A 20,592-nucleotide genomic window follows, 5' to 3' on the forward strand; every position below is an offset into this window, starting at 1 on the left:
CCAGCGTTCGCTCTGAGCCAGGATCAAACTCTCACGTTGAAGAGATTGATCTGGCCGATCACGTAATTCTCAGACGGAGCCTCACAATCGATCCCGCAGCGCTTCACAGCGCGACAAAATCGGTGAGCTCAAAAAGAGAAACACGACGATCGGCACTAGTCTCTCACTTGCCAGGGCACGAAGCCCCAGCCGCAAGGACAAACGCCGTCCGCGTCTCCCTTCCTCAAATCCAACAATGTCAAAGACCGGTCGATCGGGCCCGAGGACCCACCCACCAGAGACAGACAGCCGATCGCCCGGCGTTCCCGCCGGCCAACCCCGCCGATCTGTCAGAAGATGCCTCAGCGCCCGGGCCACTTCCGCGGCCGGCGCCGATGAGCGGTGTATACGCAGATGGTTCCCGGCCGTCAACAGGGTTGTTCCGGGATGGAGCCGATTTTCTTGGACTCCGGTGACGACAGGGGTGTGACGGCCGATTCGGTTTCGACCCCCGATTGTGTCTCCCCGCCCCCGAACGCGGCTCAGGCGTCGAGGGTCAGGGTCATCCCGTCATAGGCGGGCACCACACCCGCCGGCAGGCGCTCGGCCAAGGCAGCGTAGTCGAGATCGGTGTGGAGGTTGGTCAGCACCGCCCGGCGGGGCTGCGTCTCGGCGATCAGCGACAAGGCGTCCGAGACCGAGAAATGCGTCGGGTGAGGCGTATCCCGCAGGGCGTCGATGATCAGGAGATCGAGGCCGTGGAGCCGCGCCCGGCTCGCCGCCGGGATCAGGCTGACATCGGGCATGTAGGCGGCGTTGCCGAACCGGAATCCCAGCGCCGCCTCGGTGCCGTGCTCCACGGGCAGCGATTCGACCGGGATCGGGCCGCCCGGCCCGTCGAGGGTCAGTGCGGGGGGGAGGTCGCGCAGGTCGAGAATCGGCGGATAGGCGCTGCCGGGCGGCGTCTCGAAGCAGTAGCCGAACCGGGTCGTCAGCAGCGACCGGGTGAGCGTGTCGGCATAGACCGGGATGCGCGCCCGCATGGTGATCACCAGGGGCCGCAGGTCGTCGATGCCGTGGGTGTGGTCGGCATGGGCGTGGGTGTAGAGCACGGCGTCGAGGCGCTGGACATCCGCATCGAGGAGCTGCTCGCGCAGGTCCGGCGAGGTGTCGACCAGCACCGTGGTCCGCCCTCCCCCGGAGACGCGCTCGACCAGGATCGAGCAGCGGCGACGCCGGTTGCGCGGATCCTCCGGATTGCACGCGCCCCAGCCGCTGGCGACCCGCGGCACCCCGCCGGAGGAGCCGCAGCCGAGGATGCGCAGGGTCAGGCTCGCCGGCGCATCCACCGAAACCGTCACGCTGCCTCCCCGGGTTTGGCCTTGTTGAACAGGGCGAAAAAATTCGCCGTGGTGATCCGGGCGAAATCCTCGGCAGAGAGCCCCAGGGTCTCGGCCAGCGACCGGGCGGTGTCGGCCGTATAGGCCGGCTCGTTGGTCCGTCCGCGATGCGGCTCGGGGGCGAGGAACGGCGCGTCGGTCTCCACCAGGATCCGGTCGCGGGGCACGCGCCGGGCGATGTCGCGCAGCGCCTGCGAGCGCCGGAAGGTGACGATGCCGGAGAACGAGATCGACAACCCGAGCTCGACCCCCACCTCGGCGAGGCGCTGACCCGACGAGAAGCAGTGCAGCACCGCCCGGAACGGTTTTTTGCCCATCTCGTCGGTGAGCACCCGCTCCATATGGTCGTCGGCATCCCGGGCATGGATGACCAGGGGCAGGCCGGACAGGCGCGCCGCCTCGATATGGGCGCGCAGCACCCGCTCCTGCACGGCCTCGGGGGCGCCGTCGGGATAGTGGTAGTCGAGCCCGGCCTCGCCGATCCCGACGCAGCGGGGATGCGCCTTCGCGATCCCCGCGATCGTCTCGGCGGGCACGTCCGGCTCCTCGGCGGCCCCGTCCGGATGGGTGCCGATGGTGAACCAGATCTCGGGATGGGCCTCGGCGATGGCCCGGTAGGTCTCGGCCCGGGCGACCCGGGTCGAGATGGTCAGCATCCCGGTGACGCCCGCATCCCGGGCGCGGGCGATCACGCCCGGCAGGTCGGCGGCGAAGTCCGGGAAATCCAGATGGCAGTGGCTGTCGATCAGCATCGTGTCTCGGAGCGCTGTCAGGCGGCCGGCGTTTCGGGCCGCTCGAATCGCGGGAAGACCGGGGCCGGGGCGGGCAAGGCGGTGCCCGGCACCAGGCGACCGCCCTCCCCCATATCGGCGAGCGTGCGCCGGTCCGGCGGAACGGCGAGCAGGTCCAGGAGCCTGGACGCCGCCGTGGGCACGAAGGGCTGGACCAGGATGCCGAAGGCCCGCAGGGCTTCCAGCGTCGTGTAGAGCACGGCGTTCATCCGGGCCGGATCGGACTTGCGCAGCTTCCACGGCTCCTGGCCGGCGAAGTAGCGGTTGGCCTCGGCCACCACCGCCCAGATCTCGGCCAGGACGCTGTGGAGCGCGAGCTCGCCCATCAGCCCGCGCACCGTCTCCGGCAGCGCATCGGCCAGCGCCAGGAGGGCGCGGTCGGCCTCGTCCAAGGAAGCGGGCAAGGCACCGGGATCCGGCACCGCGGCGTCGCAATTCTTGGCGACCATCGAGAGCGAGCGCTGAGCGAGGTTGCCGAGGTCGTTGGCGAGGTCGGCGTTGATCCGGCCGATGATCGCCTCGTGGCTGTAGCTGCCGTCACCGCCGAACGGCACCTCGCGCAGCACGAAGTAGCGCACCGGGTCGACCCCGTAGGTGTCGGCGAGCTCGAACGGGTCGAGCACGTTGCCGAGCGACTTCGACATCTTCTCGCCCTTGGAGAGCAGGAAGCCGTGGCCGAAGACGCGCTTGGGCAGGGGCAGCCCGGCCGACATCAGGAAGGCCGGCCAGTAGACCGCGTGGAAGCGGACGATGTCCTTGCCGATCACGTGCAGGTCCATCGGCCAGAATTTCGCCCGGGGATCGGCCTCGTCCGGGAAGCCGGTCACCGTCAGGTAATTGGTCAGGGCGTCGACCCAGACATACATGACGTGGCCGGGATGGCCGGGCACCGGCACGCCCCAGTCGAAATTGGTGCGGCTGACCGAGAGGTCCTTGAGGCCCGAGCGCACGAAGCTCGCCACCTCGTTCCTCCGGGTCTCCGGGCCGATGAAGTCCGGCTGGTCCTCGTAGAGCTTCAGCAGCCTGTCCTGATAGGCGGACAATCTGAAGAGAAAATTCTCCTCCTCCATCCACACCACGGGCGTGTCGGTGGCGAGGCTGCGGCGGCTGCCATCCTCGAGCAGGCGGGTCTCGGCCGCGTCGTAATAGGCCTCGTCGCGCACCGAGTACCAGCCGGCATACTTGTCCAGGTAGATGTCGCCTCTGGCCTCCATCCGCCGCCAGATCTCCTGCGCGGCGGCGTAATGGCCGGGCTCGGTGGTGCGGATGAAGCGGTCGTAGGTGCAATCCATCCGGTCGGCCATCGCCTGGAACCGGGCGGCGGTGCCGTCCACGAAGGTGCGCGGGCTGGTGTTGGCGCGGGTCGCCGCCTGCTGGATCTTGAGGCCGTGCTCGTCCGTGCCGGTGGAGAACAGCACGTCGTAGCCGTCGAGCCGGTGGAAGCGGGCGATGGCGTCGGCGGCGATCACCTCGTAGGCGTGGCCGATATGCGGCGCGCCGTTGGGGTAGGAGATCGCGGTCGAGAGGCCGAAGGTCTTCTTGGAGTGCGCCGGGGCGTTGGACGTCACGTCTGTGGTGTTCCGGATGATCGCGAGAGGCTGCCCGCGTTGTCGCGCGGCAGCGGCGGGGACGCAACCGCCGGGATCGGCTCCCGGCCGGGTGCGGGACCGCCGGCGGGGGATGGCGGGCCCGTCAACGCGGCTGGTGAACGCTTAAAACTTTGGCAACCCTATCGAGATGACAAGAATCCGGCATTCTCTCTTGTGGAGCCGGCCCGTCGTGAGTTTTGCGCTCGACATCGTCAGAAACATCGTCGCGCATCGCAGCGCCGAGATCCCGGATCCGATCATCGACCGCTGGGTGTTCGGCGACCGGGTTCCGAGCCCGCTCCCGGCGGCGCACGCCCTCGAGGCGGTCGCCCGGCTGATCGAGAATCAGGCCGAGTACGACCATGTCGGGAGCCTCCTCGACGCGCGCTCCCGCAAGCTCCTGGGCGACGTCATCACCTACCGCGCCCTCGGACCGGTCCGCTACGCGCTGCCGATGAGCACGCCGGACTACATGGACCTCTACGCCAAGGCCGCGACCTTTCGCGTCGGGCCGAGCGAGCAGGTGTTCCCGCCGTTCCTGTTCGAGACCTTCGCGGTGGAGGACCAGGGCCACAGGCTGGAGCTCGGCGCGTGGCTCGGCAACATCGTCGCGACCTTCCTGGTCCGGCAATACTACCTGGACGGGCCGCGCCGGATCCAGCCCGAGACCGGCGACGTCGTGATCGATGCCGGCGGATGCTTCGGCGACACGGCGCTCGCCTTCGCGGCCAGCGTCGGCGAGACCGGGCGCGTCTTCTCCTTCGACCCGCTGCCGGCGCATCAGGCGGTCATGCGCGCGAATTTCGACCGCAACCCGCAGCTCGCCGAGCGGATCGCGCTGGTCCCGCACGCGCTCAGCCACGCGGCCGGCGAGACCGTCCGGTTCGCCGCCAAGGGCGCGGGCTCCTTCATGCACGCCCAGGGCGAGATCGAGGCCCGGACCGACACGATCGACCAGCTCGTCGAGCGGCAGGGGCTCGACCGGGTCGATTTCATCAAGATGGATATCGAGGGCGCGGAGCGGTCGGCGCTGATCGGGGCCCGGGCCACGATCGCGCGGCACAAGCCGAAGCTCGCGATCTCGGGCTACCATTCCGAGGACGACCTGATCATCATCCCGATGCTGATCAAGCGCCTGAACCCGGACTACGAGATCCACATCGGGCACCACACCAACTTCGAGTGGGAGACGGTGGTCTACGCCGCCTGAGGCGCGCCGCCCTACGGCGCCTCGGCGAGGTCGCCGAACAGGGACAGGATCACCGGGCGCCGGTCGAGATTGTAGATCGCGGCCTCCCGGGCGGCGCGGCCGAACCGCTCGGCCACCTCCACCAGGGCGGCGAGACGCGCCGGCGGCTCGTCCCGGCGCCGGTCGAGCTCGGCCGAGACGAAGCGCAGGACCGCGTCCTGGGCGGCCTCGAACCGGGCCTCGGCATCGCGCCCGGCCAGGGTCTCGGCGAGCTTGAGCACCCGGCCCCAATCGGGCGTCTGCGCCCGGGCCAGCAGGGTCTCGACCTCCGCGACGAGGCCGGCGGTGACCGGATCGAGCATCGCCAGCGCCCGGGCGACCGAGCCCTCGCACTGGGCGACCGCCCGGGCCAGGGCGGCCTCGTCGGGCTGCGGGAACGGCTCGGGCAGGCCGCGCACCACCTGGGCCACCGCCTCGGGCGCGAGGGGGCGCAGCATCAGCACCCGGCAGCGGGAGCGGATCGTCGGCAGCAGGCGCCCGGGCTGGTGGGCCAGGATCAGGAACAGGGCGCGGGGCGGCGGCTCCTCCAGCACCTTGAGCAGGGCGTTGGCGGCGTTGGCGTTCAAATCCTCGGCGCTGTCGAGGATGCAGACCCGCCAGCCGGAATCGGTGGCCGTCGAGGCGAACAGATCGAGGGCCCGGCGGACCATGTCGACCGAGATCTTGGTCGGCAGCGCCTTGGCGCCGGCGGTGCGGTGGCGGCGCAGGGCCACGAGGTTCGGATGCGACAGGCCCGCGACCTTGCCGGCGACGGGGTTCTCGTCCGGCACATCGAGCCCGGCCGGCCCGCCGCCCTCGGGATAGGCGAGCAGGCGGCGGGCGACCCGGTAGGCGAGGGTCGCCTTGCCGATGCCGGGGGCGCCGCCGATCAGCCAGGCATGGTGCAGGCGCCCCGCCGCGATCCCGGCCGCGAAGGCGTCGGCCGCGGCCTCGTGGCCGACCAGCGCCCGGGTCTCCCGCGGGCGCGGGATGCCGGGAAGGTCGCCGGGCTCGACATCGTCGGCGGCGCGGTCTGCCAATCTCATGCGGCCTGTCTCATCGCGCGAAGGCCCGACCACCCGGCAAGGAGCGGCAAGCGCTTTGAAGTCCTCGTTGCGCGCGGTTTACACAGACGGGACGGCGACGCCCACCGCCCCGGGTCCGAATCACGCCGGCCTCGCACGGTGGCCCCCGCCAACCCGCTCCGCGAAGGCCGCACGGGGCCGGGAGCGCGGAGAATCATTTTCTCTCCTCGGCAGTCTCCAGAACAGCAGACGCCGCGTGGAGCCTGCACCTGCGCCTCGCCGTCCACCCGCTGAACTGGGCTCGGCGACACCTTGACGGGTGAAGGCCAGGGATCGGCGGCAGCCACCACCGATCCCACGCCCGAAGATCGACCCGTCGAGACGCCCCGCAAACCCGGATCCGGCCCCTCAGGCGGCGCCCCGGCTTCCCTTCAGCGGCAGCAGGCCCGGCAGGCGGGACGCCACGGTGGCGCGGATCGCGGATTCCACCGAATCCGGGTCGCGCGCGGCGTCGATCACCGCGCAGCGCTTCGGCTCGGCCCGGGCGATCGCCAGGAAGGCCTCGCGCAGCCGCGTGTGGAAGGCGAGGGATTCGGCCTCGAACCGGTCGGCCCCCTGCCCCGTCCCGGCGCCGCGCCCCGCCGCGCGGGCGAGCCCGTCCTCGGGCGGCAGGTCGAGGATCAGGGTCAGGTCGGGCCGGGTCGGTCCGACCACGACCCGCTCCAGGGCGGCGATCACCGCCGGGTCGAGCCCGCCCGCGGCGCCCTGGTAGGCCCGGGTCGAGTCGATGAAGCGGTCGCACAGCACGATCTCGCCCCGGCGCAGGGCCGGGCGGATCAGCCGGTCGAGATGATCGATCCGGGCCGCGCTGAACAGCAGTGCCTCCGCGAAGGGGCCGTAGGGCTTGGCGACGCCGCCGAGCAGGGCCGCGCGGATCTCCTCGGCCCGGGGCGAGCCGCCGGGCTCGCGGGTCACGCAGACCGCCCGCCCCGAGCGGGCCCGCAGGGTCGCGGCCAGGCGGGCGACCTGGGTCGACTTGCCGGCGCCCTCGCCGCCCTCGAAGGTGATGAAGGCTCCCTGCGCGCGCTCTTCGGCGTCTGGCACGATCACGGGCGCCCAATCACGTCGGATCGGCCGCCCGGTCGCCGGATTTCGCGTCCTTCTTGCCGACCCGGTCGAAGGCCTTGCGGACCAGGCCGGTGCCGAATTCGAGCGCCGCATCCATCGCCCGCTGCGACAGGGTGCCGGGCTCCACTGTGGCGCCGGCATAGAGCGGCTGGTCGAGGGCGACCGTGTCGCCGCGCTGGATCCGCAGGGTGCCGACCTGCCGGCCCTCCTCCACGGGGGCGATGAGCGGCCCGGTATAGACCGCCTTGGCGCTGACCCGGTCGCTGGAGCCGCGGGGCAGCAGCACCCGCACCGGCTTCTTCGAGACCAGCGGCACCGAGCCGGCCTCGCCGCCGAACACCGAGGCCTCGGCCACGGTCTCGCCCGCCGCGAAGATCTGCCGGGGCTCGAAGGCGCGGAAGCCCCATTCCATCAGCTTGCGCGCCTCGGCGGCCCGGTCCCGGGCGGTCTTGAGGCCCGAGATCACCAGCACGAGGCGCTGGCCGTTCTGCACCGCCGAGCCGGTCAGGGCATAGCCGGATTCCTCCAGGTAGCCGGTCTTGAGCCCGTCGGCGCCGATATCGAGCGCCAGCAGCGGGTTGCGGTTCTGCTGGCGGATCTTGTTCCAGGTGAACTCCTTCTCGGAGAAGATCTTGTACAGGTCCGGGTAGGTGTCGATCAGGTGGATCGCGAGCTTGGCCATGTCCCGGGCCGTGACCTTCTGGTCCGGCGCCGAGTAGCCGGTGGCGTTGCGGAAGGTCGAGTTCGTCAGCCCGATCTCCTTGGCGCGCTGGTTCATCAGCCCGGCGAAGGCCTCCTCGGTGCCGGCCATGTTCTCCGCGATGGTGATCGCGGCGTCGTTGCCCGACTGGACGATCAGCCCGCGCAGCAGGTCCGACATCTTGATGCGGCTGTTGACCTGCGCGAACATCGACGAGCCGCCGCCCCCGGCCCCGCCCCGCTTCCAGGCGTCCTCGGTGACGGTGAACTCCGTGTCCATCGAGACGCGGCCGGATTTCAGCGCCTCGAACACGATGTCGGTGGTCATCAGCTTGGCCATGCTGGCCGGGGAGAACCGCTCGTCGGCGGCCTTCTCGAACAGCACCGAGCCGGAATCGGCATCGATCAGGATCGCGTGCGGGGCCGCGGTCTGGAAGCTCTGGGCGGCCGCGGCGGCGAGGCCCGCCCCCAGCGCGCAGGCGGCCGCGACAAGGGTGAGAAGGGTCCTGCGCATCACCGTTCCGTCCCGCGCCTGCCGTCCGACCGGAGGGACTCCGACCGTATCCGGATAACAAGCGTGACCATATTACGGTTTCGACGCGGGATCGAACGCGAAATGCCGCATTGCGGGACCGGGGCGCGCCGGAGGCCGCCTCAGTAGATCCCGGCCAGGCGCGCATGCCCGGCGCCGCCCGCCCCCGGCTTGGCCGGGCCGCCGGCTTTCGCCTGGGCCGGCGCCTTGGCGGCGGTGGCGACCTTGGCGGGCACCGCGACCTGGGCGGGCGCCGCACCCTTGGCGGAGGCCGTCGTCTTGGCGGGGATCGCGGCCGGGCCCCTGGCCGGCGCCGCCGCGGAGGCGAGATGCGCCAGGGCGGATCTGGACGCGGGCGGCAGCGCCGCGGGCACCGCCGCGGCGACCTTCACCGGAGCGCCGGGGCGGCCCGGGCCGGGGGCGGTCCGGAGGGCGGCGATCTTCGACGCCGCGCCGTGGCCGCCCGCCTGCGGCGAGGTCTGGCCGGAGGCCGGGTTGAGGCCGGCGACCTTCAGGCCCGCGCCCTTCGTCTCTGCGGCCTTGTTGTCGGCGACCTGGATCGGCGCCGGCCGGAAATCCCGAACCTTCTGGGCGGTCGGCTGGACGGCCGCCGGCACCCGCATGGCGGCCGAGGCCATCATGATCGGGGCGCGCACCGGAGCCGGCCGCTCCTGCCGCGGCGCCGGGGCCTCGTCCGACTGCGCGCGCTCGGGGGCGGGCTTGAAGGCCAGCGGCTCGGGGGCCGAGCGGGCGTAGCGCTCCGGCTCCTCGGTGGGGCCGAGATCGGCCATCATCACGGTGGAGCGGCCGGCCGGCTGTCCGTCCGTGCGCAGGCTGGCGAGCAGCTTGCGGTCGTCGCTGCCGGCGACCGAGGCCCGGCCGGCATATTCGACCCGCACCCGCGCGGTGCCGCGGCGGTGGAAGCCCAGGGCCTCGGCCGCCTCCTCGGAGACGTCCATGACGCGGCCGGCATGATAGGGGCCGCGGTCGTTGACCCGCACGATCATCGAGGAGCCGTTGTCGAGGTTGGTCACCCTCGCGTAGCTCGGCAGCGGCAGGGTCGGGTGGGCGGCGGCGATCGAGTGGCGGTCGAACACCTCGCCGTTGGCGGTCATGCGCCCGTGGAAGGCCGAGCCGTACCAGGAGGCCAGGCCCTCCCGGACGTAGCCGCGCGGATCCTCCTTGGGCACGTAGGTCTGGCCCGCCACCACGTAGGGCTTGCCGGTGTAGCGGCGCCCGCCGCCCTTCGGGATCACGTCGCCCTCGTTGTAGAGGCGCGGGCTCGCCTTGACCCCGTATTTCGGGTCGATGCCGTTGCCGGAGGCGAGCTTCTGCTGCTGGGGATTGGTGGCGCAGTTGGCCGTGGCCAGGGCCACGCCCGAGACGGCCAGGAGCCGCAGGGCGAGGCGCGCAGGCCGGGGAAGGGTCGTGCGCACCATATCGGGGATCACCAAACTCTACGCGGGACCATGGCCGGGGGACGGACCGGCACCGGCCGCGCCTCTGGGCTCAGCCGGTCCACCGAGAATTGTATCGGTCGCGTAAAGGAAGGCTGAACGACGCCTGCGGTCGTGGTTCAGGAGATGCCGCCGAGCCGCTCCCGAGCCTCGCGTGGGACATCAGGAATTGCCGGCAGGTGGCTGCAGGAACGACGTTTCTCGTTCTCGGCGGTGAAGGCCCGGGCGCATTCGTCGCGCGGGCGAATGCCGAAGGGCCGGCACGGAAGCGGGGGACGGATCGCGGATGTCCGAGTCGGCCTCGGCATCCGCCCCGTCGTCCCGACGAACGCTTCGAGCACCCTGCGCGGGCGCAGGGCCATGCCCGGGTTCAGCGCGGCGGGGTGTCGGTCAGCTGCGCGATGGAGCGGGCGCCGCGCTGCTTGAACAGCAGGTCGAGGCCCTCCAGCATCAGGGCGTGCATCTTGGTCCGCTCGGCATAGGCGAGGTCGCGAAGCTGGTCGTAGACCGGCGGCTCCAGGTAGACCGACATCTGCCGGGCGCGCTGCTTCAGCGTCGCGGCCGGCTTCGCCGCCGGGGGCGCCAGCGCCAGGGTCACGATCTCGGCGCCCTGCGGCCGGGCCGCATGCCGGTCCGGCGGGTTCGCCGAGGCGACGATCGCCGCGAGGCTGAGCTTAGGCGGCTTGGACATGCTGGCCCGTCTTCAGTGACTGCGTGCGGCGCTCGATCCACGACCAGAGGCGGCGGACCTCCCCGGCGGCCTGGCCCTTGGGATTGAACTCGGTGACGCCCTGGCCGAGGCCGATCGCGTCCTGGTGGTCGGTGCGGGCGACGATGTTCACGTCGGGCAGGATGCCGAGCACGGCGAGCCCGTCGGCCGCGTCCCGGACCCGGTAGGAGCGGGGCGGGGTCTGGTTCAGCACGAAGGCGAACTTCTTCTCCAGCCGGTAGACCGCGGCCAGCGTCGGCTTGAACGCCCTCAGGTCGGCAGGCGTCGGCCGGCACGGGATGATGCACAGGTCGGCCGCGCGGATCGCCGAGAGCGTGCCGGTGGAATCGACCCCCGGCGTGTCGATGAACACGTAATCGTAGGCCGAATCACGCAGGCGCTCCATCACGGCGTCGATCTGCGTCGCGTCGATCTGGGCGACCTCGGGGCCGTCGGCGGTGCGGTGGTCGAGCCAGTCCGAGATCGTGGCCTGGCGGTCCATCTCGAGGATGCAGACCGTGTGGCCCGCCTCCCGGGCGGCCACCGCCAGGGAGATGCACAGCGTGCTCTTGCCGCTGCCGCCCTTCTGCGTGACGAAGGTGATCGCTTTCATCCTGGGCGTCCTCCAGAAGGCCCCGCGCATCCGCCGGGGTGCGGGCAACCACGATTGCCGCGCCCGCGCCGGGCAACCTCAGGTGCCTGATCACGGGCTGCCGCGATCCTGTGACCCAAGGATGTCGTGCGGCACGTTGCGTCCGCTATGGTTAACGACCCGTTAAAGGGCGTCGCCGCCGCCGGGCCGCCGGATCCCGCGCGTAACTGGTCCGCCCCGCACAACCTAAACTTCAAGTTAACATTTGTGTCGACCGAGACTCGAACGGTCTTTTCAGTCGTTGGTGGATACCGTAGCTTCACGGTCGCCGGCGCCGGCACCTCGATGGATTTAATAACCTCAGGTTTCGTTGCGTTCGACAGTCCGGCGAGGAATGGTATGTCCGAAGCCCCGATCTCCCAATCCGTCCTCGACGCCTCCGGCGTGGTCGGGACCTGGGTCCACGATCACTGGGCCGATCGTCTGGCGCTCTCGGCCTCCCTGGCGGGGCTGCTCGGCCTCGACCCGGAGGCGGCCGCGAGCGGCGTGTCGCTCGCGGTGTTCCTAGACCGCACCCATCCGGAGGATCGGATCCGGATCGAGAGCTACCTGCACGCGGTCTCGGAGACCGGCGGCACCCTGGAGGCGGAGTTCCGCACCCGCGACACTCGCAAGGGCGTGCGGACCCTGCTGATGCGCGGCCGGATCGACCGCGATCCCACGGGCCGGACCCTGCAGGGCCGCGGCATCGCCATCGACCGGACCGAGACGCAGACCGCCAACCTCCTGCAGAGCGAGCGGGTCGTGAACCGGATGGCCGAGCACGTCATCGCCCTGCGCGACCTCGCCCAGGCCCTGCAGCGGCCGGTGCTGGTCGAGCGGATCGAGCACCTGATGATCGAGATCGGCTTCGAGCTCGCCCGCTTCCTGCCGGAGCCCGAGGACGAGCCGCGCCACTGAGCCCGCCGGTGCGCGATTGATCGCGGCCGCGCCCGCAAGCTACGGTCCCGGAAAGACTTGACCGGGAGGACGCCCATGGCGCGCGACACGATCTACGACCGCGATCTCGACCGTGTGCCGGCCAACCACCAGCCGCTCACCCCCCTGCTCTATCTCGAGCGGGCGGCCCAGGTGTTTCCCGATCAGGTCGCCGTGATCCACGGGGGCCTGCGGCGCACCTACCGGGAGCTCTACGCCCGGTCCCGGCGTCTGGCCTCGGCGCTGGCGCGGCGCGGGCTCGGCCGCGGCGACACCGTGGCGGCCCTGCTCGCCAACACCCCCGAGATGATCGAGTGCCATTACGGCGTGCCGATGACCGGGGCGGTGCTCAACACCCTCAACACCCGCCTCGACGCCGCCGCGATCCGCTTCTGCCTGCAGCACGGCGAGGCCAAGGTGCTGATCACCGACCGGGAATTCGCCAGGACCGCCGCGGCGGCGCTGGAGGGGCTGGAGCCGAAGCCCTTCGTGATCGACGTCGACGACCCGGACTATGACGGGCCGGGGGCGCGGCTCGGGGAGACCGCGTACGAGGCCTTCCTGGCGCAGGGCGACCCGGCGCACGATTGGGCGCTGCCCGGCGACGAGTGGGACGCGATCACCCTGAACTACACGTCGGGCACGACCGGCGACCCGAAGGGCGTTGTCTACCACCACCGGGGGGCGGCGCTGCTGGCGCTCGGCAACGTCATCACCGGCGCGCTCGGGCAGCACCCGGTCTATCTCTGGACCCTGCCGATGTTCCACTGCAACGGCTGGTGCTTCCCCTGGACCCTGTCGATCGTGGCCGGCACCCATGTCTGCCTGCGCCAGGTCCGCGCGGAGGCGATGTACCGGCTGATGGCCGAGCACGGGGTCACGCATCTCTGCGGCGCGCCGATCGTGATGCAGATGCTGATCAACGCCCCCGATGCCGAGCGCCGGGACCTGCCCCGGCGGGTGGCGTTCTTCACCGCCGCGGCGCCCCCGCCCGAGGCGGTGCTGGCCGGGATGTCGGAGGCCGGGTTCGACGTGACCCACCTGTACGGCCTGACCGAGAGCTACGGCCCGGCGGTGGTCAATGCCTGGAACGCCGATTGGGACGCCCTGGCGGCGGACCAGCGGGCGGCCAAGAAGGCCCGCCAGGGGGTGCGCTACCCGGTTCTGGAGGCGCTGGACGTGCGCGACCCGGACACGATGGCGCCGGTGCCGGCCGACGGCACGACGATCGGCGAGGTGATGATGCGCGGCAACGTCGTGATGCGCGGCTACCTCAAGAACCCGAAGGCCACGCAGGCCGCGTTCCGGGGCGGCTGGTTCCGCACCGGCGATCTCGGGGTGAGGCACCCGGACGGCTACATCCAGCTCAAGGACCGCTCGAAGGACATCATCATCTCAGGGGGCGAGAACATCTCGTCGATCGAGGTGGAGGATGCCCTGTTCAAGCACCCGGCGGTGTCGGCCGCCGCGGTGGTGGCCAAGCCGGACGCGAAATGGGGCGAGACGCCCTGCGCCTTCGTCGAGCTGAAGCCGGGCGCCTCGCCCAGCGCCGACGAGCTGATCCAATGGTGCCGCGGCCGGCTGGCGGCCTATAAGCTGCCCCGCCACGTGATCTTCGGCGAGTTGCCGAAGACCTCCACGGGCAAGGTTCAGAAGTTCATCCTGCGCGAGCGGGCCCGCCAGGATGGGACCTGACGCGGAGCCGGTCAGGCCTGCGGGGGCTGCCGGCGCTCGGCGCGGACCGGCACGCGCACGGCCTTGGCGGCGCGCAGGTCGGAGGCGATCTGGGCGATGAAGGCCTGGATCGACACGAGGCTGAACAGGCTGATCGAAGCCACCAGGGCGGCGGAAACCAGGATCTTGGCGGTAGCGGGGTCCACGGCGTGACGTCCTTGACGTAGGTCTCGCCGCGGGCTGCCCGGGCGAGGGGCGCCGTCGAGGGCGCCCGCGATGAACCGAAGGTGGGCGTGCGGCCGCGGTTTCACCAGCGTCGCCGTGATGGGCCTGGCATGCGTGTGGGTTCGGGCTCTCGCGGAGCCGTTCCTGCGTCAACCGGAGGTGCTGGCCCAATGCTCCGTTTCCCGCAATAAGCCGGCCCGGTGCGGGGCGCGCACCGGGGGAGAGACGTATGGCCGGCAAGGGGCGCGCGAAGGGGCTCGCGAAGGGGTTCGCGGAAGGGGTTGCGGAGCGGATCGCGGGCGGCCTCCTGGTGGGGGCGCTCGCGGTTCAGGGCGCGATCCTGGCGGCGGCGCCGGTCCGGGCCCAGGCGCCAGCCCAGGACCCTGCCAACGAGCCGATCACCCGGGCGGGCTACGTCTATGTCGGCGGCCGCTACCAGAAGCTCGGCGACAAGACCGTGATGGTCGGCCAGATGTTCGTGCAGTCGCGCACGCCGGCCAAGATCACCCAGCCCTACCCGGTGGTGATGGTGCACGGCCTCGCCCAGACCGGGGTGAACTTCCTCGCCACCGCGGATGGCCGCCCGGGCTGGGTGCAGCGCTTCGTCGAGAAGGGCTACCAGGTCTACGTGGTCGATCAGGTCGGGCGCGGGCGGTCGGGCACCAACCCTGAGGTCTACGGCCCCTACGACCGGCTCGGCACCCGAAGCCTCGAGAAGACCTACACGGCGCCGGAGGTCTACGACCTGTTCCCGCAGGCCAAGCTCCACACGCAATGGCCGGGCGGCCCCGGCGTGCAGGGCAATGCCGCGTTCGACCAGTTCTTCGCCAGCCAGGTCCCGTTCCTGGCCAACGGCCAGCAGACGGAGGAGCTCGTCGACCCGGCCCTGGTGGCGCTGCTCGAAAAGATCGGGCCGGCGATCCTGCTCACCCACGGCCAGGGCGCCCTGTTCGGCTGGGCGGCCTCGGATGCGCGGCCCGACCTGGTGAAGGCGCATGTCAGCGTCGAGCCGAACGGGCCGCCCTTCTTCGACGTGCAGTTCCGCGGCGGCAAGGAGTTCTGGGAGAAGTCCGGCGACGGCCGCGCCCGCGCCTACGGGCTGACCCGGATGCCCCTGACCTTCGAGCCGCCGGTCAAGGCGCCGGAGGATCTGGTCGTGGCGCAGCAGCCCAAAGGGGCGGACAAGGCGGCGGACAAGGGAGCGGACGGCCAGATCCGCTGCTGGCTGCAGGCCGAGCCGGCCCGGACCCTGCCGAACCTCGCCAAGGTGCCGGCCGTGGTGGTGACCGCCGAGGCCTCGTTCCACGCCACCTACGATGCCTGCACGGTCGCCTTCCTGACCCAGGCCGGCGCCAAGCCGGACGCGATCCGGCTGGCCGACCGGGGCCTGCGCGGCAACGGCCACATGGTGATGCTGGAGACCAACAGCGACGCCGTGGCGGATCTCGTGGCCGGCTGGATCGGGTCCCACGTGAAGTAGCCGCCCCGGCGCGGGCTGCGCTATCCGCGCCTCGTCCGGAGATGTGTGAAACCGCGAGCCGGAGCGGGGTGAGCGGCGCGCTACCTCGCGGCCGTCCACAGGCGTCTGCACGGGCCCGGGCTCGGGCCGCGCCGCCGGGCAGGCGGGGCGCGCCATCGCCGCGTGTTGAAACCGCAACAGCCCTCGCCTTCCGCGTGTGACCCGCTTGCGGCCAAGCCTGGCCGCACGTACTGCGTGTAGCGGAAAGCTGAACGAAAACAGCAGTTTATCACAATTCTAAAGAGCGGGGCAGCCCCGCCGGGACCGATCCCGGCGAACGCGGCCGGCTGTCCACGGCGTCGTACAGGGCTCAGGCAGATGAGAGTCGTTCACCCCCGTTCCGGCGCCCTGCGCGCGCTTCTCGCCGGCGCCTCCCTGGCGGTGCTGGCGCAGGCCGTGCCGGCGCAGGCCCAGGACGCGACGCCCCCGCGCCGGGGCGTCTCCCGCCCGCCGGCCGAGGGCAGCGTGCAGCTCGACGAGATCAGCGTCGAGAGCCGCGGCGGCGGCCCGGTCCAGGCGGCGCGCTCCACCGCGGCCTCGCGCGCCGTGGAGAGCCCGACCGGCCCGATCGACGGCTTCGTGGCCAAGCGCTCGAACACCGCGACGAAGACCAACACCCCGCTGATCGAGGCGCCGCAATCGATCACCGTGATCGGGCGCCAGCAGCTCGACGCCCAGAACGCCCAGACCCTGACCCAGGCGACCCAGTACGTGGCGGGCGCCTATGGCGGCGTGTTCGGCGCGGATTCGCGCATCGACTACCTGACCCTGCGCGGCTTCGTGGTCAGCGATTTCGGCATCTACCGGGACGGGCTGCAGCAGCTGAATTACGGCTTCGGCTACTTCAAGACCAACACGTTCGGGCTCGAGCGCATCGAGGTGCTGCGCGGCCCGGCCGCGGTGCTGTTCGGGGCCGGCAGCCCCGGCGGCATCGTCAACCAGGTGACCAAGCGTCCGACCCTCGACCCGTTCGGCTATGCCGAGGTCGGCGGCGGCTCGTTCGGCCAGAAATACGCCGCCTTTGATTTCGGCGGCCCGGCCGACCAGGAGGGCCACTGGTTCTACCGGCTGACCGGCTACGGCCGCCACGGCGGAACCCAGGTCGAGGGCGCCCCGGACGACAGCTTCTACATCGCGCCGGCGGTCACCTATAAGCCGGACGGGGCGACGCGCTTCACCTTCCTGTCGAGCTTCCAGCACGACAACACCGCGGTGACGTCGAACTTCCTGCCGTATTTCGGGACCGTTCGGCCCAACGCCTCCGGCCTGCGCATCCCGCGCTCGCTCAATGTCGGCGATGCCGGCTTCAACACCTTCCAGCGCGACCAGGCCTTCCTGGGCTACGAGTTCGAGCACGATTTCAACGAGACCTGGACCTTCCGGCAGAACCTCCGCTACTCGTTCCTCAAGAGCTTCCAGAACTCGGATATCGGCCAGCTCGGCTACAGCAACCCGGCCCAGACGCTGCTCGCCCGCTACCAGTTCCGGGACAGCGCCAAGGTCAACCTGTTCCAGGTCGACAACCAGGCCGAGGCGCGGTTCTTCGACGGGTACTTCCGCCACGACCTGCTGATGGGCCTGGATTACAAGGATTACCGCCTGAACGACAACCAGGCGTCGCTGTTCCCGGCGAGCGACCTGAACATCCTCGCCCCGGCCTACGGCCTGCCCACCGGGACGCCGTCGCCGTACCTGATCAATTCCGACGCGTTCAAGCAGCTCGGCCTCTACCTGCAGGACCAGATCAAGATCACCGACCGGCTCACCCTGCTGGTCGGCGGCCGCCAGGATTTCGCCGACAACCGGGTGGTGGACAAGCTCAACAACGGCACGGGCAACAACGGCCGCAGCGATAACGGCACCACCTACCGCACGGCGCTGATCTACAATTTCGACAACGGGCTCGCCCCCTATGTCAGCTACTCGACCTCGTTCCAGCCGCTGATCGGCACCGGCCTCAACAACCAGACCTTCAAGCCCGAGACCGGCAAGCAGGTGGAGGGCGGCGTGAAGTTCGAGCCCCCCGGCCAGGGCTACTTCGTCACCCTGGCGGGCTTCGACATCCACCGCCAGAACGTGCTGACCGCCAATCCGATCAACCCGCTGTTCAACGCCCAGCTCGCCGAGGTCCGGTCCACGGGCTTCGAGGCGCAGCTCGTCGCGAGCCTGTTCGACGGCCTCAACGTGGCGGCCTCGTACACGATCTACGGGCTGACCAACGAGCGGGGCGGCCCGGACCTGATCGGCAAGGTCCCGGTCAACATCCCGGAGAACTTCGCCAACCTGTTCGTCGACTACACGATCCCGACCGGCGACCTGCGCGGCTTCGGCTTCGGCGGCGGCGTCCGCTATGTCGGCCGCTCCTTCGCGGATGTCGCCAACGCCTTCCGGGTGCCGGATTACGTGCTGTTCGACGCGCAGGTCCATTACGACTGGGAGCGCTGGCGGCTGCAGGTCAACGCGACGAATATCGGCGACCGGCGCTTCGTCTCGTCCTGCCAGACGACCACGTCCTGCTTCTACGGCGATGCCCGGCGGGTCCTGGCGAGCGTGAGCTACAAATGGTGAGGCATTCGCCTCGCCGGTCTTGAGAGCGCACGCGAGCGTCGCGTAGTAAGCTTCTGATCCGAAACAACTTTGATTGTGTCCCCTTAGGGCAGTGGGGGATGCTTCTGTTCCGGGTCCGGGAGCACCACGGACGCTTCCGCACTCACTCCGTCATCCCGGGGCTCCGCTGCGCGGCCCCGGGATGACGGATTTGTCGGCAGGACGACCCGTGCGAAGCCCCCATGTCGCCGGGCCAGCGGGAGGCTCCACTGCCTGCTGCCAAGGCCTTGAAAGGACTGGGTTCGCCCGGTCCGGATCCCGTCAGCCCGCCACGGGCTGCGGCCCGGACAGGCGGGTCGGCAGGGTGTCGATGCGCAGGGAGCGGCGCAGGCCCCGGGAAAGGGCGTCCACCGCCACGGTCACGCCGGCGGTGGCGGCGATCAGCACCACGGCCACGTCGAGGCGCAGCTCCGAGATCGCGGCGTCGACGTAGAAGCCCAAAGTCGTCACCCCTAGGATGCCGAAGATCGCGCTCTCGCGCAGGATGAGCTCCCAGCGGTAGAGCAGGTAGGCCAGGAACTGCCCGTAGAGGCGCGGCACCGTCTCGTAGGCGTAGAGGTTCAGCCCCGTGGGCGCGTCGGCCCGGTAGGGCAGCGCGTCGGCGTGCCGGCCCATCAGGTAGGCGACGATCCCGGCATTGTGCAGCGCCAGCGCGAGGATCGCCGGCAGCATTGAGGGGCCCAGCAGCTGCAGGCCGCAATAGGCCAGCATGTATTCCGGGGTCGAGCGCACCACCACGAGGAGCACGCGCCCGAGCGGCCGTCCGAGGGGCCCGGCGAAGCGCCGTGCGGTGAGCGGGAACAGGACCAGCGCCCCGAGCGCGGTCGCCGCCAGGGCGATCTGCGCCAGGATCAGGGTCTGGATCGTGCCCGGCAGGATCTGGTCGGCGAGGATCGGGCGCAGCCAGGACCAGAGCCGCGCCCAGGTCTCGGGCTCGGCGAGCGCGGCGCCGCGCAGGGGCGCCGGCACGATGTCGTGGCCGAGGAAGCGCGCGAGGCTCGCCCCGATGGCCGCGTTGCCGATCGCCGGGGGCAGGGCCAGGGGGGCGGCGGCGAGCAGGAGCGGCACGGTCCAGCCCCGGATCCAGAGCCGGCGGGTGCCGATCAGCCCGTAGAACACCAGGAGCAGCGCCCCGGCCTCGGCGTAGCGGCCCTGGCGGAAGGCGGATTCGAGGTAGAAGCCCATGGTCGGCAGGCCGATGAAGCCGAGGACCAGGCTGGAGCGCAGGCCGCATTCGAGCCGGTAGAGGGTGTAGTCGCGCAGCCGCCCGGCCACCTCGGGCAGGCGGGCATACAGGAAGGCCGAGACCGTGCCCGTGCCCGCGGGCAGCACCCGGAGCGCGGCGAGGTCGGCCTCCTCGATGATCTCGGCATAGACCTTGGCGCAGATGCCCGCGTAGGGCAGCGCGATGGCGAGAACGCCGGTCGTGGCCGAGAGGCCGAAGACCTGCATCAGCAGCAGCGCCCAGAACAGCTCGTGCACGGCGCGCAGGCCCGCGCAGGCGAGCCGCACGGTCCGCGAGCGGGCGAACGGGATCGCCAGCAGCAGGCCGCTCCCGGCCCCGAGCCCGACGCCGAGCACCGCGAAGGCCACCGTGTAGACGACGCTCCAGCCCTCCACCGACGGGAAGTCCGGCCGGACCAGGCCGTCGAGCAGGCGGGCGAGGTCGGCGAAGGGGTGCAGGGTGGTGACGTGCAGATCCGCGACCAGCAGGCCCGCCAGCGCGGCCGCCAGGAACCAGCGGCTCACCGCCGCGTAGCCGGGCCGCGGCACGGCGAGGCGCATCAGGCGGCCTCGTAGAAGGGGCGCAGCCGTTCCGGATCGAGCGCCTGGGCCGGGGCGTCGAGGACGATCCGGCCGGCCTCCAGCACCACGATCCGGTCGGTCTGGGCGAGGGCCAGGGCCACGTCGTGGAGCGCCAGGATCAGGGTCTCGTGGCTCGCCGCCATCTCGGCCAGCACCCGGGAGCCCTGCTGGCGGTCCAGGGCCGAGACCGGCTCGTCGCCCACCAGGATCGGCCGGCCGTTATAGAGGGCGCGGGCCACCGAGACGCGCTGCTGCTGGCCGCCGGAGAGCTCCCCGGCCTTCGCCCAGAGCGTGTCCGCCAGCCCGACCCGGTCGAGGATCCCTTGCACGGCGGCGATGTCGGCCTTGGCCGGGCGGACCAGATTGCGCAGGTTGTGCAGGGTCGAGCGCCGGTCGAGCCGGCCCATATAGACGTTGTGGAACACCGACAGGGTCCGAACCAGGGCGGCGGCCTGCGGCACCAAAGCGACCCTGTCGGGCGCCTGGGCCTGGATCAACCCGATCAGGGTCGACTTGCCGGCGCCGGAGCGGCCCATCAGGGCGACGCGCTCGCCCCTCTGCACCGTCAGGTCGATGCCCGACAGGACCGTGCGGCCGCCATAGGCGGCGGAGGCGTTCGCCAGGAGGATCGCCGTCCGGGACCCGTCCGGCACC

The 20,592-nt window shown here is 71.1% G+C and carries 17 protein-coding genes; 5 read left to right on the forward strand and 12 right to left on the reverse strand.

Features of this window, described 5'->3' with window-relative positions:
* Window positions 1-521: 521 nt before the first annotated feature.
* From BMZ47_RS24965 to metG, 3 genes are read right to left on the reverse strand one after another with little or no spacing between them, the layout of a single operon-like run.
* Window positions 522-1,340: an MBL fold metallo-hydrolase gene (locus BMZ47_RS24965; protein WP_091864789.1), complete on the reverse strand. Its 819-nt coding sequence runs from the start codon at window positions 1,338-1,340 to the stop codon at window positions 522-524.
* On the reverse strand, window positions 1,337-2,131 hold the full coding sequence (locus tag BMZ47_RS24970) for a TatD family hydrolase (RefSeq protein ID WP_091864791.1): 795 nt from the start codon (window positions 2,129-2,131) through the stop codon (window positions 1,337-1,339). The genes BMZ47_RS24965 and BMZ47_RS24970 overlap by 4 nt, the downstream gene beginning before the upstream one ends.
* A gap of 17 nt (window positions 2,132-2,148) precedes the next feature.
* A complete protein-coding gene (metG, locus tag BMZ47_RS24975; RefSeq protein ID WP_091864793.1) occupies window positions 2,149-3,738 on the reverse strand; it encodes a methionine--tRNA ligase in 1,590 nt (529 codons plus the stop codon).
* A 211-nt stretch (window positions 3,739-3,949) separates the two neighbouring features.
* Here metG and BMZ47_RS24980 point away from each other — a divergent pair, with 211 nt between their 5' ends.
* Complete coding sequence (locus BMZ47_RS24980; RefSeq protein ID WP_167369100.1) at window positions 3,950-4,969, forward strand: FkbM family methyltransferase; 1,020 nt, start codon at window positions 3,950-3,952, stop codon at window positions 4,967-4,969.
* An 11-nt stretch (window positions 4,970-4,980) separates the two neighbouring features.
* On the opposite strand, the gene BMZ47_RS24985 is transcribed toward BMZ47_RS24980, so the two are convergent.
* From BMZ47_RS24985 to BMZ47_RS25010, 6 genes are all read right to left on the reverse strand, one after another.
* Window positions 4,981-6,033, reverse strand: a complete 1,053-nt coding sequence (locus BMZ47_RS24985; RefSeq protein WP_091864797.1) for a DNA polymerase III subunit delta' — start codon at window positions 6,031-6,033, stop codon at window positions 4,981-4,983.
* A gap of 387 nt (window positions 6,034-6,420) precedes the next feature.
* Window positions 6,421-7,122, reverse strand: a complete 702-nt coding sequence (gene tmk, locus BMZ47_RS24990) for a dTMP kinase (protein WP_091864799.1) — start codon at window positions 7,120-7,122, stop codon at window positions 6,421-6,423.
* Between the two features lie 10 nt (window positions 7,123-7,132).
* The gene (locus tag BMZ47_RS24995; RefSeq protein ID WP_007562999.1) at window positions 7,133-8,353 is read right to left on the reverse strand and encodes a D-alanyl-D-alanine carboxypeptidase family protein; all 1,221 of its coding nucleotides are present in this window, start codon (window positions 8,351-8,353) and stop codon (window positions 7,133-7,135) included.
* Between the two features lie 140 nt (window positions 8,354-8,493).
* Window positions 8,494-9,810, reverse strand: coding sequence for a septal ring lytic transglycosylase RlpA family protein (locus BMZ47_RS25000; RefSeq protein ID WP_091864801.1), 1,317 nt, complete (start codon window positions 9,808-9,810; stop codon window positions 8,494-8,496).
* Between the two features lie 388 nt (window positions 9,811-10,198).
* Window positions 10,199-10,519, reverse strand: a complete 321-nt coding sequence (locus BMZ47_RS25005; protein WP_050736065.1) for a ribbon-helix-helix domain-containing protein — start codon at window positions 10,517-10,519, stop codon at window positions 10,199-10,201.
* Complete coding sequence (locus BMZ47_RS25010; RefSeq protein ID WP_007563006.1) at window positions 10,503-11,150, reverse strand: division plane positioning ATPase MipZ; 648 nt, start codon at window positions 11,148-11,150, stop codon at window positions 10,503-10,505. The genes BMZ47_RS25005 and BMZ47_RS25010 overlap by 17 nt, the downstream gene beginning before the upstream one ends.
* Before the next feature lie 378 nt (window positions 11,151-11,528).
* Here BMZ47_RS25010 and BMZ47_RS25015 point away from each other — a divergent pair, with 378 nt between their 5' ends.
* Complete coding sequence (locus tag BMZ47_RS25015; protein ID WP_007563008.1) at window positions 11,529-12,089, forward strand: PAS domain-containing protein; 561 nt, start codon at window positions 11,529-11,531, stop codon at window positions 12,087-12,089.
* Between the two features lie 75 nt (window positions 12,090-12,164).
* Entirely contained in the window at window positions 12,165-13,802 is a 1,638-nt protein-coding gene (locus tag BMZ47_RS25020) for an acyl-CoA synthetase (RefSeq protein WP_007563010.1), read from the forward strand.
* An 11-nt stretch (window positions 13,803-13,813) separates the two neighbouring features.
* Here BMZ47_RS25020 and BMZ47_RS28715 read toward each other — a convergent pair whose 3' ends face one another.
* A complete protein-coding gene (locus tag BMZ47_RS28715) occupies window positions 13,814-13,987 on the reverse strand; it encodes a hypothetical protein (protein WP_007563012.1) in 174 nt (57 codons plus the stop codon).
* Between the two features lie 248 nt (window positions 13,988-14,235).
* Between BMZ47_RS28715 and BMZ47_RS25025 the strand changes: the two genes are divergently transcribed.
* Window positions 14,236-15,486 (forward strand): alpha/beta hydrolase, encoded by a 1,251-nt coding sequence (locus tag BMZ47_RS25025; protein ID WP_091864804.1) that lies wholly within the window; start codon window positions 14,236-14,238, stop codon window positions 15,484-15,486.
* A gap of 357 nt (window positions 15,487-15,843) precedes the next feature.
* A complete protein-coding gene (locus BMZ47_RS25030; RefSeq protein WP_007563015.1) occupies window positions 15,844-18,093 on the forward strand; it encodes a TonB-dependent siderophore receptor in 2,250 nt (749 codons plus the stop codon).
* Between the two features lie 300 nt (window positions 18,094-18,393).
* On the opposite strand, the gene BMZ47_RS25035 is transcribed toward BMZ47_RS25030, so the two are convergent.
* Both BMZ47_RS25035 and BMZ47_RS25040 read right to left on the reverse strand, forming a co-directional pair.
* Window positions 18,394-19,917: a PhnE/PtxC family ABC transporter permease gene (locus tag BMZ47_RS25035; RefSeq protein ID WP_091864806.1), complete on the reverse strand. Its 1,524-nt coding sequence runs from the start codon at window positions 19,915-19,917 to the stop codon at window positions 18,394-18,396.
* Window positions 19,917-20,591: an ATP-binding cassette domain-containing protein gene (locus tag BMZ47_RS25040; RefSeq protein WP_091864808.1), complete on the reverse strand. Its 675-nt coding sequence runs from the start codon at window positions 20,589-20,591 to the stop codon at window positions 19,917-19,919. Before BMZ47_RS25040 ends, BMZ47_RS25035 begins: the two co-directional genes overlap by 1 nt.
* Window position 20,592 lies beyond the last annotated feature (1 nt).

Source organism: Methylobacterium brachiatum, from assembly GCF_900113845.1.
In the GTDB taxonomy this organism is placed as follows: domain Bacteria; phylum Pseudomonadota; class Alphaproteobacteria; order Rhizobiales; family Beijerinckiaceae; genus Methylobacterium; species Methylobacterium brachiatum.